This is a genomic window from Pseudomonas brassicacearum (assembly GCF_003732265.1).
Taxonomy (GTDB): Bacteria; Pseudomonadota; Gammaproteobacteria; order Pseudomonadales; family Pseudomonadaceae; genus Aquipseudomonas; species Aquipseudomonas brassicacearum_D.
The window spans coordinates 1,219,500-1,244,723 of record NZ_MOBK01000001.1; the positions used below are offsets into that span (position 1 = coordinate 1,219,500).

The following is a 25,224-nucleotide window of genomic DNA, read 5'->3' on the forward strand; positions in this document are numbered from 1 at the left end:
TCGCGAAAGCGGTGTGTCAGATACCAATGATGTTGACTGACACACCGCTTTCGCGAGCAAGCCCGCTCCCACATTGGAACTGCGTTTTGTCAGTGAATGATCAAGCCACCTTCAGCGGTGGCTTTTTTATGCCTATGCTTTTTGCCTCGCCCAAGAGGACACGCACATGGCTGACTGGCTGCTGGACCGCCAATACCGCTTCAACGGGCACCGCATTCACTACGCCGTGCACGGCGACGGCCCGACGCCAAGGATTACCGCAGCCTGTGCAGCCGTGGCTGGGAGAGCCGAGGCCATCGTCGCGGCATTATTACGGTTCCTGCCCCTACACCATTCCCCCTGAAGAAACCGGATCAAATGTGGGAGCGGGCTTGCTCGCGAAGGCGGTATAACAGTCGACATATTTATTCAATGTCAGACCGCATTCGCGAGCAAGTCGGATCGCCGCACCGCCGCTCCCACATTAGGGCTGTGTCGTGTTTCGTCACACGGCACTGGCAAGGATCGCCACTGCCGCGCTAATTTAGAGTCATCAACCCAAAGGACTCGCCTCATGCACATCATCAACGCCCGCCTGCGCAACCAAGATGGCCTGCATGAGTTGCACCTGGAAGACGGCCTGATCCGCACCATCGCCCGACAGACCGAAGCCCCGACCCTGGGCCCCGAGGATCTGGACGCCGGCGGCAACCTGGTGGTGCCGCCCTTCGTCGAGCCGCACATTCACCTCGACGCCACCCTGACCGCTGGCGAGCCGCGCTGGAACATGAGCGGCACGCTGTTCGAAGGCATCGAGTGCTGGGGCGAGCGCAAGGTCACGATCACCGAAGAAGACACCAAGACCCGGGCCAAGAAAACCATCCAGACCCTCGCCGCCCACGGCATCCAGCATGTGCGCACCCACGTCGACGTCACCGACCCGCAGCTGACTGCACTCAAGGCGATGCTCGAAGTGCGCGAGGAAAGCCGTCACCTGATCGACATGCAAATCGTCGCGTTCCCGCAGGAAGGCATCGAGTCGTACCGCAATGGCCGCGAGCTGATGGAAGAAGCCATTCGCATGGGCGCCGATGTGGTCGGCGGCATTCCGCACTTCGAGTACACCCGCGATCAAGGTGTCAGTTCAGTGAAGTTCCTGATGGACCTGGCCGAGCGCACCGGTTGCCTGGTGGACGTGCACTGCGACGAAACCGACGACCCACATTCACGCTTCCTCGAAGTGCTGGCCGAAGAGGCGCGGAGCCGCGACATGGGTTCGCGGGTCACCGCCAGCCATACCACGGCAATGGGCTCTTACGACAACGCTTACTGCGCCAAACTGTTCCGTTTGCTCGGGCATTCGGGGATCAGTTTTGTCTCCTGCCCCACTGAAAGCATTCACCTGCAAGGACGCTTCGACAATTTCCCGAAACGCCGTGGCGTGACCCGGGTCAACGAGCTGCTTGAGGCGGGGATGAACGTGTGTTTCGGCCAGGACTCGATCGTCGACCCGTGGTATCCGCTGGGTAACGGCAACATCCTGCGAGTGCTCGAAGCCGGGCTGCACATTTGCCACATGCTCGGGTATCGCAACCTGCAAAGTGCGCTGGACCTGGTGACCGACAACAGCGCCAAGGCGATGAACCTCGGCGAGCGTTATGGCCTGGAAGCGGGACGGCCGGCGAACTTGCTGGTGCTGTCGGCGGACAGTGATTACGAGGTGATCCGCAGCCAAGGCTTGCCGCTGTATTCGGTGCGCGGGGGCAAGTTGCTGATGAAGCGGACGATGCCGGTGGTGGAGTTCAGTGGTCTGAACTGAAATCTTTATCGAATGTTATGGCCCCTTCGCGAGCAAGCCCGCTCCCACATTTGACCGCATTCTTCTGGGAGAACTCGGTCAAATGTGGGAGCGGGCTTGCTCGCGAAGGCGGTCTGACAGTCAACCCATCAACCGAGCCGCACCAAACAGCCTGACACGACTCAATTCCCCCTCCACTTCCTCCAGCAAAATCGGCGCCGTGCCGCCCGGCATCACCACTTTCACCTCCCCCGCCGAGACCCAACCGACCCGCCAGGCCGCACACGCCACCGCACTGGCACTGGTGCCCGACGACGCCGTCGGCCCCTCCCCGCGCTCAAACACCCGCGCAACGACCAGGCCTTCGGATTCAAGCATCGCCCACTGCACATTCACCCCCGCCGGACACGGTTTACCGGCCCCGGCCGGCATGGCGTAAGCAATCCGCAGCAACCCTTCAGCCAGTGGTGATTCACGCATCTGCGCATTGTTCGGCAACGCAGCAGCGTCCGCTACCAGCGTCACGCAATGTGGATTGCCGACACGCACAAACTGGCTGTGGTTCCAGGCCGGGTCCAGCGCCGACAATGGCGCGACATGGCTGACGTCCCGACCGTTCAACAGAACATCTTCAACTCCCCGCGCGCCCACGGCTTGCGGCCCGAACGTTGGCTTTCCCAGGTCCAGCCAAAACCCTTGCACGCCCTCAATCCCGGCCGGTTTCACGGACGTTTCCCCCGGCGAAACCGTGTCTGTCTTGTCGTGATGAACCCGCAGCAGGCACGCCCCCTCCTCCGGCATCAATCCCTGCTCACTGAGCGACTGGGAGAAAATCGTCAGCCCATTGCCACTGCGCTCGGCCAACGTGCCGTCGGTATTGACGATCAGCAGGTCATAGGGTGGCGCCGATTGAAACGGTCCGACCAGTAAACCATCGCTACGATGGTCCTTGCTGCCGGGCGGCTGGGTGCCGGGGGCCCAGGCACAGAACGCCTCGATCGCGGCCAAGGCCCACTGCTCGCGGGTTTGCGCGGCAAGGTCAGCCTGTTCAGGCAAATCAATGCCGCTATCGCGCACGGCCTCAGGCGCCACGACGATATAAATATTGCCCCGTGCATCGTAAATCCGCGTCATGTCGCCTCCTGTCTGGACAATCAATTGGTCGACGATATCGCGAAACCGCGACAGGCCGTGCAAGGATGTAGCCCTGCCTCACCGCGAATTGCTGCGGACACTGATCGAACCCGAGGGATCATTCAGTGTCCTTGGGGAACGCGACGTTTTTTGCCAAGGATTGATATGACCAGCCTCAAGACCCCAACCTCATTTGTTCCCGGCCGTCTGGAGCAGATGTCCACCCGCATCGCCTTCTTCATCGCCGGTCTCGGCATCGCCGCCTGGGCGCCGCTGGTGCCTTACGCCAAGGCTCGGGCCGGGCTGGATGAAGGGACGCTCGGTCTGCTGCTGTTGTGCCTCGGGGTCGGGTCGATTCTGGCGATGCCGATGGCCGGGTTGCTGTCATCACGCTTCGGCTGCCGGCGCGTGGCGGCGGGTGGGACGTTGCTGATCTGTGCAGCTTTGCCGTTGTTGGCGACGGTGTCGTCAGTGCCGGCGTTGATCGCCACGTTGTTCATGTTCGGCGCCGGGCTCGGTACGGTGGATTCGACGGTGAACCTGCAAGCGGTGATCGTCGAACGGGCCAGCGGCAAGAACATGATGTCGGGGTTTCACGGGATGTTCAGCCTCGGCGGGATCGTCGGCGCGGCGGGGGTCAGTGGCTTGCTCGGCCTTGGAATTTCACCACTGGGCGCGATGTTGGTGGTGATTGCCGTGCTGCTGCTGGCCCTGCTGAAAGCGGCGCCACACCTGTTGCCTTACGGCAGCGAAAGCACCGGCCCGGCGTTTGCGGTGCCCCATGGCATCGTGCTGTTTATCGGCGGAATGTGCTTCATCGTGTTCCTCGCCGAAGGCGCGGCGCTCGACTGGAGTGCAGTGTTTCTGACGCAGGAGCGCGGGATCGATACGGCGTATGCGGGGCTGGGGTATGCGGCGTTTGCGTTGACCATGACGGCCGGGCGTTTGACCGGTGACCGGATTGTCAGGCGCCTGGGTTCCACGCGGGTGATGGTGTTCGGCGGGCTGACGGCTGCGGCGGGCCTGGCGTTGGCCACGTTCGCACCGGCCTGGGAGACAGCGCTGGTGGGGTATGCGTTGTTGGGTGCGGGGTGTTCGAACATTGTGCCGGTGCTGTACACCGCTGTCGGCAAACAGACAGTCATGCCCGAGCACATCGCCGTGCCGGCCATTACTACCCTTGGCTATGCGGGGATCCTCGCCGGCCCGGCGTTGATCGGGTTTATCGCCCATGGCAGCAGCTTGAGTTTTGCCTTTGGGTTGATGGCGTTGCTGCTGGTGGCGGTGGCCATTGGCGGCAAAGTGTTGAGAGCCTGATAAAGCTATCGCCAGCAGGCTGGCTCCCACACTGGTTTCGTGTCGTTCACAAATCCTGTGGGAGCCAGCGTGCTGGCGATGGGGTCACCTCGGTCTATCAGAACCCCACACTAGCCTGCACAAAAAACGTGCGCGGCGCCCCCACATACATCCCCGAGTTGTTGTCGCTGGACCGGGTGAAATACTGCTTGTCGAAGATGTTCTTCACCCCGGCACCGAGCTTCAGGTTCGACAACTGCGAACCAAAGTCATAGCCACCGCGCGCGTTCCAGGTCACGTAACCCGGAATATCACCAAACTGTCCGTCCGCCGAACCTTCGGTGATGTAGTTGCCGTTGAAGCTGCCATCGGCGTTCACACCTGTGCCCGGCGAGCGCTGCTTGGATTGCGCAAACGCATCGAGGTTATAGGTCCAGCGATTGATGTCGTAACGCAGCCCGGCGGTGGCCACCTGACGCGAGTAGAACGGCAGGTCACGGCCCTTGAAGCCCGGAATCTCACCTTCGTAAGTGGCACGGGTATAGGTGAAGCCGGCGTTGGCGGTCAGGCCATCGAGCATCGGGTTGAGCGCGGCCATGTCGTAATGCACGGAGGTTTCAATCCCCTGGTGCTTGGTCGCGCCGAGGTTAGTCCAGCCGACGTCGTTGCTGATGTATTGCAGTTCATCATCGAAGTCGATGTAGAACAGCGTCACTTCGCCGCCCCACACGTCGTTGTTGTAGCGCGTGCCGACCTCATAGGTCTTGGCCTTTTCCGGCTCCAGGCCGTTGGCGGTGTTGTCGCCGATACCGCCCTGGCCGAGCTGGAAATACTGCAGGCTGCCAAACGACGTTTCGTAGTTCGCGAACAGCTTCCACTCTTCGGACAGGTGATACATCACGCTCAGGGCCGGCAGCGGCTCGTTGCTTTCGATGCTGCGGTTCTTCTCCGGCACACGCTTGCCGGCGGTGTCGAGCACGGCGCGGTCGTGCCAGTCGGTGCTGATGTGTTCGAAGCGGATGCCCGGGGTCACGGTCCAGTTGCCGACGTCGATTTTGTTGTCGATGTACACCGAGTTGGCTTCAGTGCCGCCGGTACGGTCCTGGAACACATGACCGTCAGAGGACGGCGTCAACACCGGCTGATTGTTCACCAGCGCGACACGGCTCGATTCTTCGTGCATCGCTTCTTTCAAGTAGCGATAACCGACGCTGACTTCCTGCGTGGTCGGGCCTACGTCAAACACATGGGACACCCGTGGCTCGATGCCGAAGGTGTAGTAAGTGCGCGGGTACGAGCTAAGTGTTTTCTGATCGCGGGCGGCGATGTTGCTGCCGCGAAAACTGTCGGTGTAGTACGTCAGCACCTCGGCCTGGGTGCGGTCGTCGATCTGCCGCGCCCACTTGAACGACACGTCCTTGCGGCGGCCGCTGAAGTTGTCGTAGTCGCGCACGGACTGGAACGGATCGGCGTCGTATTGCGCCTGCGTCAGGCCGCCGGGCATGTCGGCGCTGGCGTCGTAGTAGTGAAAGTTGAGGCTGAAATCGTCGACATCGGTCGGTGCCCAATGGGTCTTGAGGATGACGTCGTCGATGTCGTTGCCGTTGTTGCTTTCGCGGTAACCGTTACCGTTGACGCCGGAATACAACAGCGCCATGCCGATGCCGTTGTCCGCCGTGCCGCCGACGAACGCGGTGTCGATGTGTTTCCAGCCACCGTGCTGCGAGGTTTCCAGGGTGGTGCCGATTTCGCCGGTGGCTTTTTCCGGGATCGCGCGCGTCACGAAGTTGATCACGCCACCGACGTTTTGTGGCCCGTAACGCACGGAACCGGCGCCACGCACCACGTCGATGCTGTCGAGGTTGCCCGAGGAAATCGGCGCCATCGACAATTGCGGCTGGCCGTACGGCGCAAACGCAGCCGGTACGCCGTCGATCAACACGGTGGAGCGTGGCGACAGGCGCGAGGTCAGGCCGCGCACGCCGACGTTCAGGGAAATATCGCTGCCGCCGGTGCCGTTGGCGTCCTGCACTTGCACGCCGGGCACACGTTTGAGCACGTCACCGACGTTCATCGCGCCCTGCTCGATCATCGCTTCGCGACGAACCACCGTTCGCGCGCCAGGATGGTTCTGCACCACGGTGGCGTCGGCATCGCCGAGCCAGTCGCCGACCACGTTGATGTCGGTCATGCCCAGTTCAATCGGGCCGTTGGCGGCGGCAGTGGCTGCCGGCGTCAGGGTCACCGAGCCTTCATTGATCTGGTAGTCCAGACCGCTGCCTTGCAGCAATTGGCGCAAGGCCTGTTCCGGCGAGATGTCGCCGTCGACGGCCGGAGCCTGTTTGCCGGCGACCAGATCAGGACTGAAGAAAACCTGCAACGAAGACTGCTGGCCCAACTCACTCAAGGCCTCACCCAATGGCTGCGCCGGAATGTGGATGCCACCGGCGGCGAACGCCTGGGGCAACGCGGCGCTGACCGCCAAGGCGAGCGCCAGCGGCAACCAATGGGATTTTTTGTTTTTGGCAGAGGTGTTATTCACGTCGAACAATGTCCTGTGGATCGCAAGCGTATGCGTTTGTTAATGCAAACCAGTTGCAGTTGGACAAGAAGACGATGAACTCGAAAAAAACCTGAATCGGTTTGGAAATTAATTGGAGATTATTTCCTGACTGCCGTCGTCGAGGGTGCGCACGGCCACCGGCAGGATGCTCGGCAAAGCCTTGAGCAGTGCGTCGGTGTTGTCGGATTTGAACACGCTGGTCAGGCGCAGATTGCCGACTTTGTCGCTGCCGACGGTGAGCGGCTTCTCGCGATAACGTGACACTTCGGCCGCCACCTCGCTGAGGCTGGCGTTGTTGAACACCAGTTTGCCGCTGCGCCACGCGGTCAGTTCTGCCGGGTTGACGGCGTAGGCTGTCGCGACAGTCCCCTGGGCGTCAATGCGCGTGCCGAGGCCGGCGCTCAGGCTGACGAAATCGGCGCCCTGCCCCTGAACCTTGACCGTGCCCTGCTCCACCGCCACTCGGGTTTCGCTGAGATCGCGGCGCACATCGAAGCGCGTACCAGTGACTGTCACCTGACCGTTACCCGCATCGATCACGAACGGCCGGCTGGTGTCGTGCTCGACGCTGAACATCGCCTCGCCCTCAATCAGCTCAACGCCGCGCCGTTCTTTTTCAAAGTTCACCTGAAGGCGGCTGCGGCTGTTCATGTCGATGATCGAACCGTCAGGCAACGCCACGTGACGACGCTCGCCCAACGCCGTGGAATATTCGGCGGTGTAAGGCGCCGGGTGATGCAAACCGCTGAACAAGCCCAGACCCAGCGCCACGGTTACCACACTCGCCGCCACCGCGTAACGCACCCACGACTGACGTGTTTTGCGGGCTGGAGGGTTTTCGCATAACGCTTGCAAGCGTGCGGCCGGCACCAGGTCCGCCGCCGTCCACAAGCCTTGAAGCACCTCGAATTCTTTTCGATGTTGAGGGTGTTCGCCGAGCCACGCCTCGAAGCGCCGGTATTCGACGACGTCCACCGCCGGTTCCTGCATCCGCACAAACCAGCGCGCCGCGTCGTCCCGAACAGTTGCATGCCCGCACGCGCAATCACGAGTATCCGTCATGGAAGGTCCTGTTGGCCTGGGGATGAGAAGGCGCTGCCGCTCATGGCTGCAATCCGTCGAGGCGATCGCGCAAGTGCCGCAACGTGCGGATCATATACTTTTCCACCATGTTCTTGGACAGACCCAGGCGTTCGGCGATTTCAGCCTGGGTCAGGCCTTCGATCTTCTGCCACACAAACACCTTGCGGCAATTGAGCGGCAGCTCGGTGAGCGCGCGCTCGATGGAATCAGCCAACTGGATCGCCTGCATGTACTGCTCCGGGTCGCCGGTCGACGACACACTGAGATCATTCGCCTGCGACTCCATGGCGCCCCGTCGATCCTCCCGCCGATAACCGTCCACCGCGATGTTGCGCGCGGTCTGGTGCAAATAGGCCCGAGGTTGCTCCACCGTCGCCGAATTCGACTCAAGCACCCGCACGAAGGTGTCGTGGGCCAGATCCTCGGCCTGCTGACGATTTCTCAGGCGACGGGTCCAGGTGCCAACCAACTCTTCGTAATGCTCGAAAAAGCCGTGTCTGCGGGGCAGCTTGGGGGTCATTGCGGTGTGCTGTGGGAACGGAGCGTGAATAGTAATGCTTCCTATTAACCGGAAGCAATGGATTCCACGTCGAACGAACGGCCGGCTGATCGGCTGAGTCAGTTAGGGGGAGTTTTGGGATCTGAACGTGTGTTGTCTGACATGCCGCCTTCGCGAGCAAGCCCGCTCCCACACTTGACCGCGTTCGTCCGGACAACTCGGTCAAATGTGGGAGCGTGGCTTGCCCGCGAAGAACGATGACGCGGTGCCCGGGTATTACTTCGGCACCTCAACGTTATCCATCATCCGGTTCGCCGCCAGTTCCGCCAGCATGATGATCTGCTGGATCGCCATGGCCGTGTGCCGATGCGGCCCTTCCAGATATGCCGCGAAATCGCTGGTCATGACACTGGCCTGGGCCAATGTCTCACAGGTGTGGGCCAACAGGTCTTCGTCTCGCAGATTCGGTGCGAGCATGAACATCGTGCTGGGTTTGCGGGTGGCCGGGGATTTGATGGCGCCGGGGTTGAGGTAGTGATCGAGGGCGCGTTCGGCGGCTTCGTGGAATTTCTTTGAATCGACTGATTCGTAGGGGGATGCCGGATCTGTGTCTGGCGGATTTGGCGTTACCTTGAACATATTTACCTTTCTTCCTTATCGGGCAGCCACGCCTCGCTACTAATACGAGGGGTGGCGGCTGTACGCAGGTTAGTAGACCGGGGAAAAAGGCAAAGCCGGCGCGCCCGAGGGCGCCCTGCGCACAGCCACCATCAAATACAGGCATGGAAATACCTGTCTGACAGACGCTTGTGCAGCCTTCATATCCTCGGGCTACTAAACCCGATCACTGGGAATCAGTGACGGGAATCAAGTTACCGAGGGCGTCCGAAGCGCACAAGCCGGCGGATTCTGGCGTAGTCGTAGGTAATGGCGCAAGGCGTTGTAGCTTTCAGGAAGTATCCTTAAACACCTTTAAACATGTGCTCGAATTTGAGACCGCCATCGCGGGCAAGCCACGCTCCCACAGGGTCGGCGGTGATCACAAAATTGTGAACCGGGCATCGCAATGACACCTGACGGGGAACGAGTGGCATTTCGGCCATTTTCCACGCTTTTTTTGCAGCCAGACTTCGTATCGCCACCCGCCTTCTAGACTCATCGAATCAAGCGCAGCCACCTTCCGTGCGCTTTTCACTACGCTGATGAAAAACAAGGAAAAAATACCTTGAAGGCTTCGGCAATCTGTTTCGCCGGCGGCGTACTGTTTTCGGTGGGCGCTTCTGCCACCGGGATCATTCCTGTCCTCGACCTCGATTTCACCCGGTCAGCCGATCAGACCTTGAAACAGCTCAATATCAACGATGCGTGCATTGTGGCGGCGCCCGACCCCGTCGCGTTCACCTATTGCCGGGAAGGCTCGACCACCCTGTGGAAGTATCAGGCTGTTGACCTGGAACAACAGTCGGCAATCCACGTGGGTGCCCGACAGCCCAATATGCAGACCGGGCAAATCAGCGTGCTGGAAGTCAACAGCGCGGCGTGCCTGGAGGAAATGGAGTCCGACACTAAACCGGCCATGATCTGCAGGGCGATACTCAGCCTGGTTGTACTGATGCTGCTGATTGGCTCGCGATACACCTACAAGGTCATTCGCCACCACTACGATCAACGCTCAGCGTTGTCGGACCCCTTCTGGCAACCACCGCTCGAGCCTGTGCCGCCGGCGCACCATGCCATGGGCAAGGCATTAGGCTCATTTGCAATCGCCGCTTTGCTGGCCCTCGTTTATTGCTGCTGCGCCTTTATCTGACGTCTACGCTGCGCAAAACCCACGCACCACAGGATGAAAATCCGCCTCTCCCAGTTTCAAAAACAACGACATCCCGTACCTCTGTGCGACAACCCTTATCCCTGCACGAAAATTACTTTCGCCTCGTTTGAAAATCACCTCTCGAAATGTTTTAAGAGTTTCACAATCCATTCGACGTGACCCTTTCGAGGAGTACCGCATGACCCTGTCCTTCGGCTATTGGCTGCTGGTGTATGCCGCCATCGCCATCATTGCGCTGATCGTGCTGATCGCCCGTTACCGACTCAATCCCTTCATCGTCATCACCCTGGTGTCCATCGGCCTGGCCTTGCTGGCCGGGATGCCGGCGTCCGGTGTGGTCGGCGCCTACGAGGCCGGGGTTGGCAAAACCCTTGGGCATATTGCGCTGGTGGTGGCGCTGGGCACCATGCTCGGGAAGATGATGGCCGAGTCCGGCGGTGCCGAGCAGGTAGCACGCACGCTGATCGACCGTTTCGGCGAGAAGAACGCGCACTGGGCGATGGTGTGCATCGCGTTCCTGGTCGGGTTGCCGCTGTTCTTCGAGGTCGGTTTTGTATTGCTGGTGCCGATTGCCTTTACCGTGGCGCGGCGTGTGGGCGTGTCGATCCTGATGGTCGGCTTGCCGATGGTCGCGGGGCTCTCGGTGGTGCACGCCTTGGTGCCGCCGCACCCGGCGGCGATGCTGGCGGTGCAGGTGTATGGGGCGTCGGTCGGGCAGACGTTGATGTACGCGATTTTGATCGGCATTCCGACGGCAATCATTGCTGGACCGCTGTATGCGAAATTCATCGTGCCACGCATTCAACTGCCGGCGGAAAACCCGCTGGAACGCCAGTTCCTCGACCGCGAACCGCGCGACAGCCTGCCGGGGTTTGGCATCACCATGGCGACCATTCTGTTGCCGGTGGTGCTGATGCTGATCGGCGGCTGGGCCAACCTGATTTCCACGCCGGGCAGTGGGTTTAACCAGTTCTTGCTGTTCATCGGCAACTCGGTGATTGCCCTGTTGCTGGCGACCCTGCTGAGCTTCTGGACCCTCGGCATCGCCCAGGGTTTCAGCCGTGAATCGATCTTGAAATTCACCAACGAATGCCTGGCACCCACCGCGAGCATCACCTTGCTGGTCGGCGCCGGCGGCGGCCTGAACCGGATTCTGGTGGACGCCGGCGTCACCGACCAGATCGTCAGCCTGGCCCACGAATTTCATTTGTCGCCGCTGATCATGGGCTGGTTGTTCGCCGCGTTGATGCGCATTGCCACCGGTTCCGCGACAGTGGCGATGACCACGGCCTCGGGGATTGTCGCGCCGGTGGCGATTGGTCTGGGCTATCCGCACCCGGAATTGCTGGTGCTGGCGACCGGTGCCGGCTCGGTGATTTTTTCCCACGTCAACGACGGCGGGTTCTGGTTGATCAAGGAATACTTCAACATGACCGTGGCCCAGACCTTCAAGACCTGGACCGTGCTCGAGACCATCATTTCCGTGGTCGCTTTCGGTCTGACCGTGGGCCTTTCCTACCTGATTTAACCGCGCGTTATTCGACTCAAAAAAATACGTCACCCCGACGGCCTGATGCTCAGGTCGCTCATCGGGCGCGCCCTTCTGCGCGCCGGTTTCGGGGTGGCGGCGACTCTCCAAAAATCATAAGAAATCATCAGGAGCACCGTATGTTCAAACGAGCCGTCCCCACCGCCCTCTTGCTGGCTGCCAGTTCCCTGTGCGCGCAGGCCGCAGACACCGCCGCGCACGGCTTTCTGGAAGACAGTAAAGCCACCCTGTCGATGCGCACCTTGTACTTCAACAGCGACAACCGCGACGGCACCGCCGCGCCTTCGAAAACCGAAGAAACCGCTCAGGGTTTTGTGCTGCGTTATGAGTCGGGGTTCACTCAAGGTCCGGTAGGGTTCGGGCTGGATGCGCAGGCGCTGCTCGGGATCACGCTGGACAGTGGCGATGGCCGCCACGTCGGCAGCGGCATGATCCCCACCGACGGCGAGGGTGCGGTGGGTGCCTGGAGCAGCTTCGGCCCGACGGCGAAGATGCGCATTTCCAAGACAGAATTTCGCTATGGCACCTTGCTGCCTAAATTGCCGATCCTCATCGCCAACGATGCGCGCCTGTTGCCGCAGTCATTCACTGGCGCCCAGATCACTTCGAACGACATCGAAAACCTGACCTTGACCAGCGGCGTGCTTGAACATGCCGTCGGCCGCGCTTCGACGGACCGGACCGGTCTGTCGGTCCCCGGTGCAACGCAGGACAGCAACAAGTTCTACTACGCCGGTGGTGACTACACCATCACCAAGGATTTGAAGGCGCAGTACTACTTCGCGCAGCTGGAAGAGTTCTACAACCAGAACTTCCTCGGGCTGGTCCATGTCCTGCCGATTGACGGCAACAGCTCCCTCACCACTGACCTGCGCTACTTCAACACCACGTCGACCGGCGCCAACAGCAGCGCCGCCGGCCGGGCCCGAGGCTACGGCATGTCGGGTTACACCGAGGACAACAACGGCGAGATCGACAACAACACCTGGGCAGCGATGATCACCTACGTGAACGGCGGCCATTCGGTGTCGCTGGGGCATCAACAGGTGAGCGATGGCAGCAACTTCGTCCAGCCGAACCAGGGCAGCCTGGTGGACAAAGGCGCTGGTGGCGGCAGCGTTTACCTGCCCACGGACAAGATGATCCAGAACTTTGCCCGCGCCGGTGAACAGACCAACTTCGGTCAGTACACCTATGACTTCGCGCCCTTGGGCGTGCCGGGGTTGAAGGCGTCGGTGGTGTACCTCAAGGGCACGGATATCAAGGCCCGCAACGCCAGCGATCAGTCCGAGTGGGAGCGCGACATGACCCTGGACTACGTGCTGCAATCGGGCACGCTCAAGGGGCTCGGGTTCACTGTGCGTAACGCCAAGTCCAACACCGATGCCGGGCGCAACGTCGATCAAAACCGGTTTATCGTCAACTACACGATCTCGCTGTTGTAACCACCCTTAAGAAACACATGCCCCCTGTAGCAGCTGCCGAAGGCTGCGTCCGGCTGCGCAGCAGTCGTAAATCCTAACGGCGCGGATTTCCTGAAATACCGCATCGTCTGATTTTACGTCTGCTTCGCAGCCGGACGCAGCCTTCGGCAGCTGCTACAGGGGTTCGCGTTTCGGTCATTGATTGGGGGGCTGTGTGATGGCGAGTGGATATCTGCACGAAGCTGATTATGCTTCAAGTAATCCGGCAGAAATGCCGGCGCCCTGCTTCGTGCAATATGCAATCCGACGACATCAGCCCCAGGGCCTGGGTGCGGCAATTGATGAGAGGTACTCCGGCCTATAACAAGAGCAAGACGGAGAACACTCATGGCCGTAATCGACACTACCACCACGGGCCGCGCGCCCGGGCACGGCATCACCAAGGAGGAGCGCAAAGTCATTTTCGCTTCGTCCCTGGGCACCGTATTCGAATGGTATGACTTCTACCTTTACGGCTCTCTCGCCGCGATCATCGCCAAGCACTTCTTTGCCGGCGTCAACGAGACCACGGCGTTCATCTTCGCCCTGCTCGCCTTCGCCGCGGGCTTCGCCGTGAGGCCTTTCGGCGCCATCGTGTTTGGCCGGTTGGGCGACATGATCGGGCGCAAGCACACCTTCCTCATCACCATTGTCATCATGGGCATCTCCACCGCCATCGTCGGCTTCCTGCCCGGCTACGCCACCATCGGCGTGGCGGCGCCCGTCATCCTGATCACCCTGCGCCTGTTGCAAGGCCTGGCGCTGGGCGGTGAATACGGCGGCGCGGCGACGTACGTGGCTGAACATGCGCCGCCCGGCAGGCGTGGTTACTTCACCTCGTGGATTCAGACTACCGCGACTCTCGGCCTGTTTCTGTCGCTGCTGGTGATTCTTGCCTGCCGCACCCTGCTCGGCACTGAAGCGTTCGAAGCCTGGGGCTGGCGGATTCCGTTCCTGCTGTCGATCCTGCTGCTGATTGTCTCGGTGTACATCCGCCTGCAACTCAGTGAGTCGCCGGTGTTCAAGAAAATGAAGGAAGAAGGCAAGGCGTCGAAGGCGCCGCTGACCGAGTCTTTCGCCCGTTGGGGCAACTTGAAAATCGTCATCATGGCGTTGCTCGGCGGGACGGCCGGCCAGGCCGTGGTCTGGTACACCGGGCAGTTCTATGCACTGTTTTTCCTGCTGCAAACCCTGAAAATCGACCCGCAAACCGCCAACCTGTTGATTGCCGGTTCGCTGCTGATCGGTACGCCGTTCTTCGTGATATTTGGCAGCCTGTCCGACCGCATCGGCCGCAAGGGCATCATCATGGCCGGCTGCATCCTGGCGGCGCTGACCTATTTCCCGATCTTCCACGCGTTGACCCAGTACGGTAACCCCGACGTGTTCGTGGCGCAGGAGAAGAACCCGGTCACAGTGATCGCCGACCCGGGCCAGTGTTCGTTCCAGTTCGACCCGGTGGGCAAGGCTAGATTCACCAGTTCCTGCGACCTCGCCAAGACCCTGCTGGCGAAGCGGGCCATCCCCTACAAAAACCAGAAGGCTGAACCGGGCACCGTCGCGCAGGTACGCATCGGCGACAAAGTGGTCCAGAGTTTCGAGGGCACGACCCTGCCGGCCGCCGACTTCAAGACCCGCAACGACGCCTTCACCGCCACCCTCGCCACAGCCCTGAAGGAAGCCGGGTACCCCGAGAAAGCTGACCCGGCGAAGACCAACTACCCGATGGTGTTGCTGCTGCTGACCGTCCTCGTGATCTACGTGACCATGGTCTACGGGCCTATCGCCGCGTGGCTGGTGGAACTGTTCCCGGCGCGCATCCGCTACACCTCGATGTCGCTGCCGTACCACATCGGCAACGGCTGGTTCGGCGGGTTCCTGCCGACGGTGGCCTTCGCCATGGTCGCGGCCACCGGCGACATCTATTACGGGTTGTGGTATCCGATCGTGATCGCGGTGATGACGGCGATTCTCGGCACGTTTTTCCTGCCGGAAACCAAGGACCGCGAGCTTCATCACACCTGAGATGAGCCGCCGCCCTCTCCTGCCGGGAGAGGGCGTAGCGGGTTCATTTGACCAGCCGTTTTTCCTTGGACGGCCGGTAGCCGAAGTACGAGCTGTAGCACTTGCTGAAATGGCTCGGCGAGACAAACCCGCACGCCACCAGCACGTCCACTTGGGACAGTTCGGTGTGCTGCAGCAGCCGACGCGCCTCGGTGATGCGCAGTTCCATGTAATAGCGCTGCGGCGTGGTGCCCAGTTGCTCCTTGAACAGGCGCTCCAGTTGTCGACGTGAGCGGCCGGCGTAGACCGCCAGCTGTTCCAGCTCCAGCGGTTCTTCGAGGTTGGCGTCCATCAGCTTGACCACCTCGCGCAACGGCGCGCTGACGCAGATGTTTTCCGCCGGTTTGATCCGCCGGTAGCGCGACTCTTCAAACGCCAGAATGTCTTCGATGCCCTCGACCAGGGCTTTGTCGTGCAGCCCTTTGATCCAGTCCAGCGCCATGTGGAAAGCCCCCGCAGGGCTCGACGCCGTGAGGCGGTCGCGATCAATCACATAGGGTTCGCTGGTGACCTGCGCCGCTTTGGACACTTCCGCCAGTGCCGGCCGATGCTCGGGGTGAATGGCGCAACGATAACCGTCCAGCAGGCCGGCGCTGCCGAGGAACCAGGCGCCATTCCACAGCCCGGCGAGGGTGACGCCGCGCTCTGCCGCCGCTCTGAGCAAGTGGACGAAGTCATCGCCGGCCTTCAGCTCCGTGCGGTAGCCGCCACACACCACCAGCAGGTCCAGTTGCTGAATTGCCGCGGCATCGAAACGCGCGTCAGGCCGAATCACCAGGCCCAGGTCACTGACCACCTCGCCGTCATGTAAGCCAAACGTTCGGGACGTAAACAAGCCGGGGCGCAGCAGATTCGCGGTGACGATCGTGTCCAGCGCCTGGGTGAACGCCGGCAGCGAGAAGTGTTCGAGCAGCAAAAAGCCCGTGCGCGTCATCGGCACAGGCTTGTCCGCAGGTTCGTTGAGATAGCGGAGGTTTTTACCTTTCATGCCGCCGCTGAATTGCCGTCGTTCGATCAATGTCCGACCCACTCGATGAAAGTCAAAACCCGTGGAGCCATTATGCGACAGATCAGGCGGGCTGGAAGCCGGTCGACGTCATGTTGGCGAGGCGGCGTGCCTTTTTGTCCGCTGACCGTCTTCAGAGATTGCGCGACAGCGCCCGGCGTACGCTGTCGCTGTTCAGCGCAGGGCTTTGTGCCGGAGTATCGACGCTGCTCTGAACCGCTTTCGCTTCGTCAACAGGGCTTTCTTCCTCAATCACAACGTCTGCCTCGACAAAGAGCTCTACCTGTGCAGAAGGTTGCACCACGTGGGCAGGACTTGGCGCCCGGCTGCGGTTACCGGCCTGGGTGTCCAGTTTGTCGATGTAGGCATTCAAATCGCTGACCAGCAGTTTCTTGCGCTGGGAGCCCTGGTACCACGCGTAGCAAAAATAGCCCGCCCCCGCCAGGATACCCAGCCCGCCTGTAGCCAGACCCGCGACGCACAACCCGGACACGATCATCACGGTCTTCCAGTTGAAGGGCGCCAGCTCCAGCTCGGTATGCAGCGCGTTGGCGTCACGCAACACCCAACGTTTGGACGCCGTGTGATTCTGCAGAATGGTGTGCAAGGGCGAACCATCCTTTTTCAACGCACTGATCAACGAGACTTCCTGACCCGTGCGTAATGGAATGTCCACGCCACGCAGCTTTACATCGTGCTCGACGCCGTCCGGGGTCTTGACCCAGAACTCATGAGTGATGATCGACACCGAACTGATACGCACCGGCGTTACTTCACTGTCCTTGCCGTTCACATGAACGCCACCGGTGGACGTCACGCGGGTTTCGCTGAGCTTTTCGCTGCCCACCACTTCACCGCTCAAGACTGTGAAAACAACGGTTGTATCGCCATGGGTGAAGGTGTGCATTTTCGATTCCTTGAAAGGTCCGCGTCGGTCGACGTACAGGAGAAAGATACGTAGGCGGCGGATGCTACTAAGCAGCCATCAGGCTGTCCAGAAATCGCCGATGCTGCTTACGCGGACCGAACGGCGATTATGCCGTCACGATTCTCAAGAAATTTCCAAGAACTGGTGGCCAGTTACGACATTTTGACTCTGGTCGTTAAACGCGAGGACTAAGCGATTCTGTAGGAGTGAGCCTGCTCGCGATGCAAACAACTCGGTGCAACCGGAAGACCGAGGTGATGCTATCGCGAGCAGGCTCACTCCTACAGGGGGTTTTGGGTGGGTTGTAGATTTGGGTTTAGTGCTGGCGCAGCCACTCGATAAACAGCGCAAACAATTCCGACTGCGACCCGACTTCCAGTTTCAGATACAGGTTCTTGCGGTGCATGCGCACTGTCTCCGGCGAGATGCTCATCTGGCTGGCCGTGGATTTCACCGAATGCCCCCGAAGCACCATGTGCGCCACTTCCCGCTCGCGCTCGGTCAGCACGTCGCAGCCAAAGTTTTCGAAGGCGGACTGCACGCGTTGCTTCAGATCGTCACTTTCAGTGACTGCGCTTTGCGCCAGGCCACGACGGCCAAACTCGCTGATGAATTCCCGAACCAACGGCTCAACCGCGCGCAACAGATTCAGCTGCTCCGCCCGCAGGCTTTCCCCGCCAAACCCCTGAAACAGACTGACCGACACCTGGCTGTCATGGCCGGTATCGATCAGGTAAAAGCTGTCCTCCGAACACCCGGCCTTCAAGTAGTAGGTCTTGTAGTAATCCGTGTCGAAGAAGTTGTCCGGGGCGATTTCCTCCAGGTGATAAAACCCTTCGGCCAGCCCCTGCTCCACCGCCAGGCAAAACGGGTCGAGCAAGTAGCCACCGGAAAAATAGCGGTCGATGATCGAGTCCCGGTACTGCTCCGGGATACCGCGCTGGTACAGTAACTGCGGCGCGCGGTCCTTGTGTTCGAGGCTGATCATCACCGATTCGATGGACACCAGATGCCCGAACGCCGACGCCAGGTAGTGCAGCGCGTCAGGCGCGTCGACATGGGCGAATGCCTCGCGCATGTCGCCGTGCCATTTGTGCAAGGCCCCGAAGGGCAATGCGATCAGCGTATCGTCATTGGGTTTGCTCATGCCCCGCAGTCTAGCGGGAGAACCGACGCCGGGTAACCGCCGATTGATCGAACTCATTGCCCGACGTACTGGCCGCTTTTCTCAAGCTCGGCCGCCACTTCAAGAATGCACACCCGCAGGATCTCGACGATTTCATCGACCTGGGCGCACGTCAGGATCAGCGGTGGCGACATCACATTAAGGTGCATGATCGGCCGCACCAGCAAGCCTCGGGCCTGGGCCCGGGAGTGAATCATCTCGCCAATGTTGACCTCATCGGCGAACAACGCCTTGGTGCGTTTGTCGGCCACGAACTCCACGCAGGCCATGAACTTCTGGCAGCGCACATCGCCCACCAGCGGCAAGTCGCTGAGGGTCGCCAGGCGTTCTTCGAGGTACGTGCCAACCACCTCGACATGCTCCAGCAGGTTTTCGCGCTCGATGATCTCGATGTTTTTCAGCGCCGCGGTGCAGCACACCGGGTGGCCGCTGTAGGTGAAGCCGTGGGTAAAGCAGCGGCCCTTGCCGGGCTCGGCGATGACTTTCCAGATACGGTCGGAAAAGATGCACGCGCCCAACGGCAAGTAAGCCGAGGTCAGGCCTTTGGCCGTGGTGATGATGTCCGGCTGCACATCGAACAGATCATAGGAGGCGAAGAACTTGCCCAGACGCCCGAACGAGGTCACCACTTCATCGGCGACAAACAGAATGTCGTAGCGCTGGCAGACTTCCCACATGCGTTTCAGGTAACCCTTGGGCGGGATAATCACCCCGCCCGATCCCATGATCGGCTCGGCAAAGAAGCCCGCGACCTTGTCCGCGCCGATGGCCAGGATCTTGTCTTCGAACTCCTTGATCAGAAATTCGAGAAACTGCGCTTCGTCCATGCCGTCCGGTGCGCGGTACGGGTTCGGGTTGGAGACGTGGTGAATCCTGTCGTTGGCGTAATCGAATTCCGGCACACGGTCGGCGGCCTTGTTGCCGATCGACATCGTCAGCGTGGTGGAACCGTGATACGCGTTGAACCGGGCGATGACGTGCTTCTTTTCCGGTTTGCCGCGGCAGTTCTGATAGTACTGAATCAGCCGGTACGCGGTGTCGACGGCCGTGGAGCCGCCGGTGGTCAGGAACACATGATCGAGATCGCCCGGCGCCAGGCTGGCGAGTTTTTCGCACAACTGGATGGCGACGTTGTTGGACATGTCGGAAAACGGATTCGAATACGCCAGTTGCCGCACCTGATCGGCAATCGCCAGGGCCATTTCCTCACGGCCCAAGCCGATATTGGTGCACCACATGCCGCCGACCGCATCGAGAAAACGGTTGCCGTGAGCGTCGTAAATATAGGCGCCGTCACCGGCCACGATGTTCAGCGCGCCCTGTTCGGCGTGCTCGTCGAACACGTGGTAGCCGTGCATGTAGTGGGCTTTGTCAGCCTTGATCAACTGGGCGTCATCAACGGCCGGCAGTGCTTTCAACGTTGGAGTAGCCATACAAAAACCTCAAACCGAAGGGTTAAACGATCAAATCCCGCTCTTAACCGTGCTCCAGACGCGGGTGATGGCGCGCATTTCCTTGGCGTCCTGAGTCTTTTGCGGAAACAGGCGCTGGCGGGTTTCTTCATCGGGGTAGATCGCCGGATTGCTGCGCACATCGGCATTGAGCAACGGCGTGGCCGCCGCGTTGCTGTTGGCGTAGTGGATGTAGTCGGTGACGTCCGCCATCACTTGTGGCTGCATCAGGTACTCGAGGAACTTGTGCGCGTTGGCCACGTGCGGCGCATCGGCCGGGATGTACATGTTGTCGAACCAGATCAGCGAACCTTCCTTGGGAATGAAATAGGCCAGTTTGATCTTCAACTTGGCTTCTTCGGCGCGGGCCATGGCGGTGGCGTAGTCGCCCGACCAGGTCATGGCCATGCACACATCGCCGTTGGGCAGGCTGGTCAGGTAGTTCACCGAGTCGAACTTCTTGATGTACGGCCGAACGGACAGCAACAAGTCCTGCGCGGCTTTCAAGTCTTCAGGCGAAGCGCTTCGCGGGTCTCGCCCCAGGTACTTCAAGGCCAGGGGGATCACTTCAGTGGGCGCATCGACCAAGGTCACCCCGCAGTCGGCGAAGCGCGAGACGATTTTCGGATCGAAGATCATCGCCAGCGAACCAATCGGCGCGTCCGGCATGCGTTCCTTGATCTTGTCGACGTTGTAGGTAATACCGTTGCTGCCCCAGGTGTACGGCGCGGAATACACGGTGCCGGCGTCAAAGCCCTGCAAGTCCTGCAAGACTTTCGGGTCAAGGTTGGTCCAGCCCGGCAGCAATTTCTTGTCCAGCGGCTGGAACACTTTGGCCTTGATCAAGGGCGGCGCAAGGGAGGCGTTCAGCACCACCAGATCGTAACCGGAGTGCCCGGTCAGCAACTTCGCCTGGACGGTTTCGTAGGCATCAAAGGTGTCGTAAATCACCTTGATCCCGGAGGCTTTCTCAAAGTCGGCAATGGTCTTTTCGCCGATGTAGTCCGCCCAGTTGTACAACCGGAGCGTATTGTTTTCGTTCACGTCAGTGGCGGCGTGCACATTGAGTGTCAGCGGAACTAGCAACAGACTGGAAATCACCATGAGGGCCTTGCGCATAGCAAATTCACCTTATCAAGCGAAGTCGGTTCTGGACGACCGGTTGATGCCACTATTGAGCGATCGGGCCAACCGCACCATACCCCGAATGGGTGTGTGAACCGTTTTGCCAGCCAGCGCGGCGGCTAAACATGGCAAAAAGCAGCAGTTGCGTTGACTCGTTTTGTCATAGCTCCCATGCCGGCCGGGCGCTTAGAGTGGCTGCCGGACAAAACAGGCGGGGCATTCGATGACTGAGCTGATCAAACAACAACGAAACGAAGGCGTTTTGACGCTCACGCTCGACCGCCCCGACAAGCTCAACGCGCTGAACAACAGCCTGTACACGCAGTTGGCCGACCAGTTGCTGGCGGCGGATGAAGACGCAGACGTCGGCGTGATCGTGATCACCGGCGGCACCACGTGCTTTACCAGTGGCAACGATCTGGCGGATTTTCTCGAGCACCCGCCGACGCATCTGGACAGCCCGGCGTTTCGCTTGATGAACGTCGTCATTCACCTGCAAACACCGTTGATCGCCGCCGTCAGCGGGGCAGCCATCGGCATTGGCACCACCCTGCTGCTGCATTGCGACCAGGTGCTGGTGACGCGAAACGCCAAGCTGCGCGTGCCGTTCGTCAACCTGGGCCTGTGCCCGGAGTTCGGTGCGAGCCTGTTGTTGCCGCGTCTGATCGGTCACGCCCGCGCCGCCCGTTTGCTGCTGTGGGGCGACAGCCTCGATGGCGCTGCGGCGGTTGCCTGCGGCCTGGCCAACGAGCTGTTCGACGACGGCCAACAGTGCCTGGACGCCGCGCAAAACCTGGCCCGACGCCTGCTCGCCTTGCCGCAGGATTCACTACGGCAGACCCGACAATTGCTCAAACAGGCGTCATTGCCGGAGCTGCAAGCCACTATTCGTCAGGAAAACCTGTTGTTCATCGAGCGCCTCAAGACACCTGAAGCGCAAACAGCGTTGACCGCCCTACTCAATCGCAGTACAGAAAAGCATTCACCAAGAGGAAAGCCGTAATGAACACCCCGGATATTTTTGTTGTCAGCGCCGCACGTACCGCCATCGGCACCTTTGGCGGTTCGCTCAAAGACGTTCCGCTGGTCGACCTGGCGACCACGGCCGTCAAGGCCGCCCTGCAACGCTCCGGCGTAGACCCGGCGCAAGTTGGCCATCTGGTGATGGGCAGCGTGATCCCGACCGAAACCCGCGACGCCTACATCTCCCGCGTTGCCGCGATGAACGCCGGCATCCCGAAAGAGACCCCGGCCTACAACGTCAACCGCCTGTGCGGTTCCGGCCTGCAAGCGATCATCAATGCCGCACAAACCCTGATGCTGGGCGATGCCGACATCGTCGTCGGTGCCGGTGCCGAATCCATGAGCCGTGGGCCTTACATCATGCCGGCCGCCCGTTGGGGTGCGCGCATGGGCAACATCCAGGCCATCGACTACATGCTGGGCATCCTGCATGACCCGTTCCACGGCATCCACATGGGCATCACCGCCGAGAACGTCGCCGAACGCAACGGCATCACCCGTGAAATGCAAGACGCCCTGGCCCTGGAAGACCAGAAACGCGCAGCCTTCGCCATCGCCAATGGCTACTTCAGCGAGCAAATCGTTGGCGTGGAAATCCGTGATCGCAAAGAGACCAAGCTGTTCAGCGTCGACGAACACCCACGCGCCACCTCGCTTGAGCAACTGGCGGGCATGAAGCCAGCGTTCAAGAAAGACGGTTCGGTGACGGCCGGCAACGCTTCCGGCCTGAACGACGGCGCCGCTGCGCTGGTCATGGCCACTGGTGCCGCCGTGCAGAGCAACAATCTGCGCCCGCTGGCCCGTCTGGTCAGCTACGCCCACGCCGGGGTTGAACCGGAGCTGATGGGGCTCGGCCCGGTGCCGGCCACCCGCTTGGCGCTCAAGCGTGCTGGCCTGACCGTCGCCGACATGGATGTGATCGAAGCCAACATCGCCTTCGCCGCCCAGGCCTGTGCCGTCAGCCAGGAACTGGACCTCGACCCGGCCAAGGTCAACCCGAACGGCTCGGGTATTTCCCTGGGTCACCCGGTCGGCGCAACCGGCGCGATCATCGCCACCAAAGCCATCCACGAACTGCACCGCACCAACGGCCGTTATGCGCTGGTGACCATGTGCATCGGTGGCGGCCAAGGAATTGCAGCGATTTTCGAACGCGTTTAAGTGTCAACGCGATGCCCGGTGCAATGCCGGGCATCGCAGCCGCTTGATGCCGCAATTTACGCGATGCAGCCACCCTGGCGGTCAATACTCACAGTCTTACTACCGCCAGCAGCAATGCCACAGCACCGCACAGCAACAAGGTCTCGCCCAACGCTTGGCCCCACGCCGCCAGCATCAGACCACCGCCTATCAAGAGGTAATACAGCAATCCGAACAGCGCACCGGCGGTACCCAGTCGATCGCCGTAATTCACCAGCGCCGAACCGAGAATATTCGGGATCGCCATGCCGAACGCCAGGACCACCACCAGCATCGCCAACACAAACAGGGCACTGTTCTCCAACAGCCATACACCACTGGCACCCACCAACATCAATGCACCCGCTATCTGTACCATTTGTGTCCCAATCAAACCGCGATGCAGCAACCGTTTGTTGAGCCACGCGCCAAGTCCGGAACCCAAGGCCAGGATCACGCCGCTGTAGCCGAACCATTGCGCACCCAAACCCAGTCGCTGAAACACAAACGGCCCCAGGCTGTAGTAGCTGAACAATGCAATGTTGAACACCGCCACCAACAGCGTCGACCGCCAGATATCGCGATCTTGCAGCATCCGCCACAGCGTCTCCAATAACGCGGCTGTCTTCACGTTTTGCGGGCGGGTTTCCGGCAAGGTTCGCAGGCACCACAACCAAAGTGCAGAGGACAACAGCAGCAGACAGCCCAAAACGCCTTGATAGCCGAAGGCTTGTACCAGACTCGCCCCGGTGAATAATCCGATTGCCGGACTGACCGCCAGCGCGATGCCCATGACGGAAAACACCTGTGCCAGTTCCGCCCCCTTGAAGCGGTCGCGCAACAGGGTTTGCGTGACCACCGAGCCCACCGCCGCACCGAATGCAGCCAGTGCCTGGGCCAGCAACAGCCCATCAAACGTTCGGACATTCAGCGCCAGCACCGATGCCCCCGCGTACAACGCCAGCCCGGCGAGCATCGAGAGACGCCGACCGATCCGGTCGCACATCCGGCCCCACACCACCACGCCAAAGGCGAACGCCAGGAAATACACCGACAGGGTTTGTGCCGCCTGCTGCGGGCCAACCGCAAAGGCCTGGCCGATGTTCGCCAACGCCGGGCTGTAGAGGGTCTGGGCAATCTGCGGGAACATAAGCAACGCGATCGCCAATACCAATAAGCTTTTTGAATTCATCACCGCTGCTCTTTTCAGGGAAACCGGCGAGCAGCTTAAAGAGCCGTAGCTGACGTATTATCCAGACCCTGCCAACTTATCGTTGAAATCGGACAACCCATGGCCTGGCTTGATGCCCACACGAAATTCAATCCAGACCGCTATCCAGCGTCGGTCATCGGCATCGCCGCAACGCTGGGTGATCATGATTCCGGGTTACATCGGCATGAGCGCGGGCAGTTGCTGTTCACCCGCCAGGGCTGCACGCGCATCACCCTCGCCCAGCAGTTGTGCCTCTTGCCACCGTCGCGTGCCGCATGGATTCCGCCGGGCGTGGAACACCGCGCCGTCATGCAGCAGAGCGTCGACTACCGCTCCATTTATCTGACGCAAGCGTTGTGCGCCGAACTGCCGCCACAGGTCTGCGTGATTGAAGTCAGCCCCTTGCTGCGGGCAGTGCTGGAACCCATCGCCCTCGCCGATTTCGACACCGATTGGCAGCAGGGCAAATTCGTTCATCTGCTTGGGCTTTGCCTGAGCGAAATTCGCGACGCCGTTCATCAACCGATGCTCTTGCCCCTGCCGTGGGACAAGCGCCTGGCACCGTTGCTGGCTTGGCCTGAGCAACTGCCACCGGAACTTCACGTGCTGGAACAACAGATTGGCGCCAGCGGCCGAACCATCGGGCGAATCTTCCAGCGCGAAACCGGCATGAGTTATCAGCAATGGCGCCAGCAGTGGCGTTTGATGCGCGCCATCGAACTGCTGTCTACCGGGCGCTGCATCAGCTACAGCGCTTTCGAATCAGGTTTCGCCAGCGACAGCGCGTTCATTGCGTTCTTCAAAGACATGACCGGTATTACCCCTGGCCATTGGCTCAAATAGACACCTGACGA

General features: G+C 60.7%; 21 protein-coding genes. 10 read left to right on the top strand and 11 right to left on the bottom strand.

The annotated features are described in order from the left end of the window. Positions 1-166 precede the first annotated feature (166 nt). Positions 167-343 carry a hypothetical protein gene (locus BK660_RS32565; protein WP_185044974.1) on the top strand — a complete coding sequence of 59 codons (177 nt, stop codon included), beginning with the start codon at positions 167-169 and terminating at the stop codon, positions 341-343. A 210-nt stretch (positions 344-553) separates the two neighbouring features. Beyond that, on the top strand, positions 554-1,798 hold the full coding sequence (codA, locus tag BK660_RS05825; RefSeq protein ID WP_123432467.1) for a cytosine deaminase: 1,245 nt from the start codon (positions 554-556) through the stop codon (positions 1,796-1,798). Positions 1,799-1,918: 120 nt separating this feature from the next. On the opposite strand, the gene BK660_RS05830 is transcribed toward codA, so the two are convergent. Next, entirely contained in the window at positions 1,919-2,911 is a 993-nt protein-coding gene (locus tag BK660_RS05830; RefSeq protein WP_123432468.1) for a diaminopimelate epimerase, read from the bottom strand. Between the two features lie 165 nt (positions 2,912-3,076). Here BK660_RS05830 and BK660_RS05835 point away from each other — a divergent pair, with 165 nt between their 5' ends. After that, positions 3,077-4,228 carry an MFS transporter gene (locus tag BK660_RS05835; protein ID WP_123432469.1) on the top strand — a complete coding sequence of 384 codons (1,152 nt, stop codon included), beginning with the start codon at positions 3,077-3,079 and terminating at the stop codon, positions 4,226-4,228. Between the two features lie 97 nt (positions 4,229-4,325). On the opposite strand, the gene BK660_RS05840 is transcribed toward BK660_RS05835, so the two are convergent. From BK660_RS05840 to BK660_RS05855, 4 genes are all read right to left on the bottom strand, one after another. After that, positions 4,326-6,749 (bottom strand): TonB-dependent siderophore receptor, encoded by a 2,424-nt coding sequence (locus BK660_RS05840; protein ID WP_123432470.1) that lies wholly within the window; start codon positions 6,747-6,749, stop codon positions 4,326-4,328. Positions 6,750-6,857: 108 nt separating this feature from the next. Continuing rightward, the gene (locus tag BK660_RS05845; RefSeq protein ID WP_123432471.1) at positions 6,858-7,832 is read right to left on the bottom strand and encodes a FecR family protein; all 975 of its coding nucleotides are present in this window, start codon (positions 7,830-7,832) and stop codon (positions 6,858-6,860) included. Positions 7,833-7,872: 40 nt separating this feature from the next. Continuing rightward, entirely contained in the window at positions 7,873-8,373 is a 501-nt protein-coding gene (locus BK660_RS05850) for a sigma-70 family RNA polymerase sigma factor (RefSeq protein WP_123432472.1), read from the bottom strand. Between the two features lie 255 nt (positions 8,374-8,628). Beyond that, complete coding sequence (locus tag BK660_RS05855) at positions 8,629-8,991, bottom strand: DUF6124 family protein (protein WP_123432473.1); 363 nt, start codon at positions 8,989-8,991, stop codon at positions 8,629-8,631. 586 nt (positions 8,992-9,577) lie between these two features. Here BK660_RS05855 and BK660_RS05860 point away from each other — a divergent pair. The 4 genes from BK660_RS05860 (at position 9,578) to BK660_RS05875 (ending at position 15,220) form a co-directional block, all read left to right on the top strand. Beyond that, positions 9,578-10,162, top strand: a complete 585-nt coding sequence (locus BK660_RS05860) for a hypothetical protein (protein ID WP_123432474.1) — start codon at positions 9,578-9,580, stop codon at positions 10,160-10,162. 199 nt (positions 10,163-10,361) lie between these two features. After that, positions 10,362-11,711 carry a GntT/GntP/DsdX family permease gene (locus BK660_RS05865; protein WP_027925460.1) on the top strand — a complete coding sequence of 450 codons (1,350 nt, stop codon included), beginning with the start codon at positions 10,362-10,364 and terminating at the stop codon, positions 11,709-11,711. Between the two features lie 140 nt (positions 11,712-11,851). Beyond that, the gene (locus BK660_RS05870) at positions 11,852-13,177 is read left to right on the top strand and encodes an OprD family porin (RefSeq protein ID WP_123432475.1); all 1,326 of its coding nucleotides are present in this window, start codon (positions 11,852-11,854) and stop codon (positions 13,175-13,177) included. A 366-nt stretch (positions 13,178-13,543) separates the two neighbouring features. After that, complete coding sequence (locus BK660_RS05875) at positions 13,544-15,220, top strand: MFS transporter (protein WP_123432476.1); 1,677 nt, start codon at positions 13,544-13,546, stop codon at positions 15,218-15,220. A gap of 43 nt (positions 15,221-15,263) precedes the next feature. On the opposite strand, the gene BK660_RS05880 is transcribed toward BK660_RS05875, so the two are convergent. The 5 genes from BK660_RS05880 to BK660_RS05900 all read right to left on the bottom strand — a co-directional run bounded on the left by BK660_RS05880 (position 15,264) and on the right by BK660_RS05900 (position 20,949). Beyond that, positions 15,264-16,277 (bottom strand): GlxA family transcriptional regulator, encoded by a 1,014-nt coding sequence (locus BK660_RS05880; RefSeq protein WP_185044976.1) that lies wholly within the window; start codon positions 16,275-16,277, stop codon positions 15,264-15,266. Between the two features lie 121 nt (positions 16,278-16,398). Beyond that, positions 16,399-17,172 (bottom strand): hypothetical protein, encoded by a 774-nt coding sequence (locus BK660_RS05885; protein ID WP_123432478.1) that lies wholly within the window; start codon positions 17,170-17,172, stop codon positions 16,399-16,401. 337 nt (positions 17,173-17,509) lie between these two features. Then, complete coding sequence (locus BK660_RS05890; protein ID WP_123432479.1) at positions 17,510-18,397, bottom strand: helix-turn-helix transcriptional regulator; 888 nt, start codon at positions 18,395-18,397, stop codon at positions 17,510-17,512. Further along, positions 18,394-19,812, bottom strand: coding sequence for an aminotransferase (locus tag BK660_RS05895; protein WP_123432480.1), 1,419 nt, complete (start codon positions 19,810-19,812; stop codon positions 18,394-18,396). The genes BK660_RS05890 and BK660_RS05895 overlap by 4 nt, the downstream gene beginning before the upstream one ends. A gap of 30 nt (positions 19,813-19,842) precedes the next feature. After that, positions 19,843-20,949, bottom strand: a complete 1,107-nt coding sequence (locus BK660_RS05900) for a polyamine ABC transporter substrate-binding protein (RefSeq protein WP_123432481.1) — start codon at positions 20,947-20,949, stop codon at positions 19,843-19,845. Positions 20,950-21,178: 229 nt separating this feature from the next. Between BK660_RS05900 and BK660_RS05905 the strand changes: the two genes are divergently transcribed. Then, positions 21,179-21,958 carry an enoyl-CoA hydratase gene (locus BK660_RS05905; protein ID WP_123432482.1) on the top strand — a complete coding sequence of 260 codons (780 nt, stop codon included), beginning with the start codon at positions 21,179-21,181 and terminating at the stop codon, positions 21,956-21,958. Next, entirely contained in the window at positions 21,958-23,139 is a 1,182-nt protein-coding gene (locus BK660_RS05910) for an acetyl-CoA C-acyltransferase family protein (RefSeq protein WP_123432483.1), read from the top strand. Before BK660_RS05905 ends, BK660_RS05910 begins: the two co-directional genes overlap by 1 nt. Before the next feature lie 88 nt (positions 23,140-23,227). Here the strand turns inward: BK660_RS05910 and BK660_RS05915 are convergent, their stop codons facing one another. Beyond that, positions 23,228-24,349: an MFS transporter gene (locus BK660_RS05915; RefSeq protein ID WP_123432484.1), complete on the bottom strand. Its 1,122-nt coding sequence runs from the start codon at positions 24,347-24,349 to the stop codon at positions 23,228-23,230. Positions 24,350-24,448: 99 nt separating this feature from the next. Between BK660_RS05915 and BK660_RS05920 the strand changes: the two genes are divergently transcribed. Further along, positions 24,449-25,213 (top strand): AraC family transcriptional regulator, encoded by a 765-nt coding sequence (locus BK660_RS05920; protein ID WP_123432485.1) that lies wholly within the window; start codon positions 24,449-24,451, stop codon positions 25,211-25,213. The last annotated feature ends 11 nt before the right edge of the window (positions 25,214-25,224 follow it).

Excerpts from the sequence above, each read along its gene's own strand:
- BK660_RS05885 (WP_123432478.1), bottom strand. The coding sequence starts at position 17,172 with ATGCACACCTTCACCCATGGCGATACAACCGTTGTTTTCACAGTCTTG.
- BK660_RS05855 (WP_123432473.1), bottom strand. The coding sequence starts at position 8,991 with ATGTTCAAGGTAACGCCAAATCCGCCAGACACAGATCCGGCATCCCCC.
- BK660_RS05915 (WP_123432484.1), bottom strand. The coding sequence starts at position 24,349 with ATGAATTCAAAAAGCTTATTGGTATTGGCGATCGCGTTGCTTATGTTC.
- BK660_RS05905 (WP_123432482.1), top strand. The coding sequence starts at position 21,179 with ATGACTGAGCTGATCAAACAACAACGAAACGAAGGCGTTTTGACGCTC.
- BK660_RS05835 (WP_123432469.1), top strand. The coding sequence starts at position 3,077 with ATGACCAGCCTCAAGACCCCAACCTCATTTGTTCCCGGCCGTCTGGAG.
- codA (WP_123432467.1), top strand. The coding sequence starts at position 554 with ATGCACATCATCAACGCCCGCCTGCGCAACCAAGATGGCCTGCATGAG.
- BK660_RS05830 (WP_123432468.1), bottom strand. The coding sequence starts at position 2,911 with ATGACGCGGATTTACGATGCACGGGGCAATATTTATATCGTCGTGGCG.
- BK660_RS05875 (WP_123432476.1), top strand. The coding sequence starts at position 13,544 with ATGGCCGTAATCGACACTACCACCACGGGCCGCGCGCCCGGGCACGGC.
- BK660_RS05900 (WP_123432481.1), bottom strand. The coding sequence starts at position 20,949 with ATGCGCAAGGCCCTCATGGTGATTTCCAGTCTGTTGCTAGTTCCGCTG.
- BK660_RS05870 (WP_123432475.1), top strand. The coding sequence starts at position 11,852 with ATGTTCAAACGAGCCGTCCCCACCGCCCTCTTGCTGGCTGCCAGTTCC.
- BK660_RS05890 (WP_123432479.1), bottom strand. The coding sequence starts at position 18,397 with ATGAGTTCGATCAATCGGCGGTTACCCGGCGTCGGTTCTCCCGCTAGA.
- BK660_RS05920 (WP_123432485.1), top strand. The coding sequence starts at position 24,449 with ATGGCCTGGCTTGATGCCCACACGAAATTCAATCCAGACCGCTATCCA.
- BK660_RS05850 (WP_123432472.1), bottom strand. The coding sequence starts at position 8,373 with ATGACCCCCAAGCTGCCCCGCAGACACGGCTTTTTCGAGCATTACGAA.
- BK660_RS32565 (WP_185044974.1), top strand. The coding sequence starts at position 167 with ATGGCTGACTGGCTGCTGGACCGCCAATACCGCTTCAACGGGCACCGC.
- BK660_RS05895 (WP_123432480.1), bottom strand. The coding sequence starts at position 19,812 with ATGGCTACTCCAACGTTGAAAGCACTGCCGGCCGTTGATGACGCCCAG.
- BK660_RS05845 (WP_123432471.1), bottom strand. The coding sequence starts at position 7,832 with ATGACGGATACTCGTGATTGCGCGTGCGGGCATGCAACTGTTCGGGAC.
- BK660_RS05865 (WP_027925460.1), top strand. The coding sequence starts at position 10,362 with ATGACCCTGTCCTTCGGCTATTGGCTGCTGGTGTATGCCGCCATCGCC.
- BK660_RS05910 (WP_123432483.1), top strand. The coding sequence starts at position 21,958 with ATGAACACCCCGGATATTTTTGTTGTCAGCGCCGCACGTACCGCCATC.